Origin of the sequence: Xanthomonas sp. MUS 060, assembly GCF_000963215.1 — a bacterium.
Taxonomy (GTDB): domain Bacteria; phylum Pseudomonadota; class Gammaproteobacteria; order Xanthomonadales; family Xanthomonadaceae; genus Xanthomonas_A.
Window position 1 is genome coordinate 1 of the sequence record NZ_JZIM01000064.1, and the last position, 3,281, is coordinate 3,281.

Here is a 3,281-nt window from a genome sequence, read left to right on the forward strand (position 1 = left end):
TCGTCCAGAATCAGCATGGCATGCTCGCTGCCGGTGGCATGGCAGAAGTATTGCCCATGGGTGGCTTGACGTAGAACTTTCTGTTTGTCCGTGCTGCTTGCGCCCACGATGATTGATGCCATCCGATCTGTTGAGGCGGAAACGACAAAGCCGTACAGCGTGCAAAACGGCGGGATGTTGATGTGGTTCTTAATTGGTTTGGACAGCAACCAGGACTGGCACGGGTACATGCTTTGCCGTGCATCGATATAGGTGCCGGTTGGTTTGGACAGCAACCAGGACTGGCACGGGTACATGCTTTGCCGTGCATCGATATAGGTGCCGGTTTTCATGATGAGGCTTCTGCCTTGGTGGTGTTGACGACGATGCCGTTGGTCTTGTTGTAGACGCTGGCAGCGCTGGAGACCTTGCTGAGGTCACTGCTGTTGGCGGCCTGGAAGCTGTCATATGCCTCTTGGCTTTCCCAGACGGTGGTCGTCGTTTGCCTGGAAGCTGTCATATGCCTCTTGGCTTTCCCAGACGGTGGTCGTCGTTTTGGTGAGTCCGTCCGCCGACATCACGACCGAGCGGGATAGCACGGCGGGATGCGTGCGAACCGCATGGCTGACGTTGGCGATGGACGTTGCAANACGGTGGTCGTCGTTTTGGTGAGTCCGTCCGCCGACATCACGACCGAGCGGGATAGCACGGCGGGATGCGTGCGAACCGCATGGCTGACGTTGGCGATGGACGTTGCAACCTCTGGATCGAGATCGGCGCTGTCTTTGAATCCAGGCACTTCGTTGGCTGGACGGGCGGGTGGTGGTTTCGGGTGGTGGTTTTTGTCACGGTGAAAGGCACAGAGATTTCTCCTTTTGACGAATGATTTAAATAAATAGGTAGTTAAGTAAATAGGTATTTAGAGGCGGTGACTCTATTTATCTGATACCTTGACAGCTCGATCAACGAACTCGATATCAATATGCTCAACCAGGAATCTCTCGTTTCGCTGTTTTCGCTGCTGGAGGAAATGACGCTTGTTAAGCGTGATAAAGAGGCATTCAAATCGCCGAAATGGATACGTCGCCTAGAACTTTTGATTATAATTGGAAGTATTTTATTTTTGATAATTTTTATGATTTCCACATGGATTCAGCACATGTGGCCTTCGTCAACAAATTCATTTTTTATCAAATTATTTGCTTGGTGCTTGATGTTTTCTAGTATTACTTACACGTTTGTTCAAATTTTTGACGCAATTATATTTTTATTTCGTCGCCGTAAAAGTGTGTTGCATGTGAAATTTTCGGGTCTAAAAAACGATATTTTGGCCGACGTTGGTTTCCTAAATCAGCTTCTATGCTATGAAAAATCTACGTTGGAATACGCATTGATACAATATCGGAACAATTTTGATAATTTGGATGGTCGTGTCGGTTTTCTTATCGGAGATCTTCGTAGGAATGGTCTATTTCCTGCATTTTTAGAGCGTGTTATGAACTTGAGGCTTTCGCGGCTATCGTAAGCGGATGAAGCCAGCACGCTCCTATCCGACCGACGTATCCGATGAAGAATGGGCCTTCGCTGCACCCTACATATTTGACGCTGATGGATCCGCAGGCACGGCAGCGCAAGTATGACCTGCGCTTGATGTTCAACGCATTGCGCTGGATGGCGCGAGCCGGGGCGCCCTGGCGCTTGATTCCCCACGAGTTTCCACCGTGGGAGGCGGTCTACCAGCAAACCCAACGGTGTTGACGCTGATGGATCCGCAGGCACGGCAGCGCAAGTATGACCTGCGCTTGATGTTCAACGCATTGCGCTGGATGGCGCGAGCCGGGGCGCCCTGGCGCTTGATTCCCCACGAGTTTCCACCGTGGGAGGCGGTCTACCAGCAAACCCAACGGTGGTTACAGGCTGGCTGCTTTGAGGCCATGGTCAACGATTTGCGTTCGATCTTGCGGGTAGCGCAAGGCAAGCAGGGGCAGCCCAGCGCCGTGATCCTGGATGGCCGAACGCTACAGTCCACATGCGAAAGCGGACCACGTGCTGGCTACGACGGCTACAAGCGCAAGAAGGGCAGCAAGGTGCACATGGCGGTGGACACGCTCGGCCACTTGCTAGCAGTGCAGGTCACGCCAGCCGACGAGCAGGAACGAGCTCAGGTGCGATCACTGGCGCAGGAAGTTCAACATGTCACGGGCGAGACGGTGAAACTGGCATTTGTCGATCAAGGCTACACAGGCGAAGGGCCGGCTGAAGCCGCGCAGGAGGAAGGCATCGAACTACATGTCGTAAAACTGCCGGAGGCCAAGAAAGGTTTTGTATTGCTGCCGCGCCGCTGGGTCGTGGAGCGCAGTTTCGGTTGGGTCAATCGGTTCCGACGCCTGGCCCGTGATTACGAACGTCTTCCGGAAACCCTGGCTGGACTCCACTTCGTCGTCTTCTCCATCCTCATGCTTGGAAATGCCACGTCTCTACTTCAAAGTTCATAACACGCTCTAGCCTTATTCATAGCTGCGTCGAATTTCATGAAAGTTAATAACAATGCATACTTTTAAAGTTCATAACACGCTCTAGCCTTATTCATAGCTGCGTCGAATTTCATGAAAGTTAATAACAATGCATACTTTTTTATTGTTTTGATTCCAGTCGTATTTTTTTATTTATTTGGAATTTATTTGCGCGGCCGTCAGGAGCGTGCTAAACAGGTGGTTGATTTGATCGATTACGCCATTCTTCATGCTGATGTGATGAAGGAGAGAAGTTAATCGAGGTGCGGTGTTGGCTCAGCAACAATCCCCTCGATTTGAAGTGCTGCTTCAGTCAGAACGGACGAACGCCCGCAAGCCTGCTTGATCGAGCGCAGTGCCATCGGTGGCGATAGCAGCCACCGGTGGATACTTGAACACCTTGCATAGCGAGCCGATTTTCACCTTGGTCAGATAGCGCTGATCGCCGGTGAAGGCGACGATGTAGCAATTTATTTGGAATTTATTTGCGCGGCCGTCAGGAGCGTGCTAAACAGGTGGTTGATTTGATCGATTACGCCATTCTTCATGCTGATGTGATGAAGGAGAGAAGTTAATCGAGGTGCGGTGTTGGCTCAGCAACAATCCCCTCGATTTGAAGTGCTGCTTCAGTCAGAACGGACGAACGCCCGCAAGCCTGCTTGATCGAGCGCAGTGCCATCGGTGGCGATAGCAGCCACCGGTGGATACTTGAACACCTTGCATAGCGAGCCGATTTTCACCTTGGTCAGATAGCGCTGATCGCCGGTGAAGGCGACGATGTAGCACTTG

4 protein-coding genes and 2 pseudogenes are annotated in these 3,281 nt (G+C 51.6%); 4 read left to right on the top strand and 2 right to left on the bottom strand.

Annotation, left to right across the window (positions count from 1 at the left end; genetic code table 11):
- Nucleotides 1–332, bottom strand: a 332-nt coding sequence (locus XANALMUS060_RS16765; RefSeq protein WP_045739412.1) for a hypothetical protein, incomplete at its 3' end; no start/stop codon positions are given.
- Entirely contained in the window at nt 329–499 is a 171-nt protein-coding gene (locus tag XANALMUS060_RS20830; protein WP_161795487.1) for a hypothetical protein, read from the bottom strand. The genes XANALMUS060_RS20830 and XANALMUS060_RS16765, both read right to left, overlap by 4 nt.
- A 462-nt stretch (nt 500–961) precedes the next feature.
- Between XANALMUS060_RS20830 and XANALMUS060_RS20280 the strand changes: the two genes are divergently transcribed.
- The 4 genes and pseudogenes from XANALMUS060_RS20280 (at nt 962) to XANALMUS060_RS20835 (ending at nt 2,750) form a co-directional block, all read left to right on the top strand.
- Nucleotides 962–1,504, top strand: a complete 543-nt coding sequence (locus tag XANALMUS060_RS20280; RefSeq protein WP_152640598.1) for a hypothetical protein — start codon at nt 962–964, stop codon at nt 1,502–1,504.
- A gap of 4 nt (nt 1,505–1,508) precedes the next feature.
- Nucleotides 1,509–1,731 (top strand): annotated as a pseudogene (locus XANALMUS060_RS22480) (transposase); the annotation flags it as partial.
- 23 nt (nt 1,732–1,754) lie between these two features.
- Nucleotides 1,755–2,474, top strand: a pseudogene (locus XANALMUS060_RS16770) (IS5 family transposase); the annotation flags it as partial.
- A 111-nt stretch (nt 2,475–2,585) separates the two neighbouring features.
- Nucleotides 2,586–2,750, top strand: coding sequence for a hypothetical protein (locus XANALMUS060_RS20835; protein ID WP_161795488.1), 165 nt, complete (start codon nt 2,586–2,588; stop codon nt 2,748–2,750).
- The last annotated feature ends 531 nt before the right edge of the window (nt 2,751–3,281 follow it).

Coding starts and splice junctions, on each gene's coding strand:
- XANALMUS060_RS20835 (WP_161795488.1), top strand. CDS start 2,586: ATGAAAGTTAATAACAATGCATACTTTTTTATTGTTTTGATTCCAGTC.
- XANALMUS060_RS20280 (WP_152640598.1), top strand. CDS start 962: ATGCTCAACCAGGAATCTCTCGTTTCGCTGTTTTCGCTGCTGGAGGAA.
- XANALMUS060_RS20830 (WP_161795487.1), bottom strand. CDS start 499: ATGACAGCTTCCAGGCAAACGACGACCACCGTCTGGGAAAGCCAAGAG.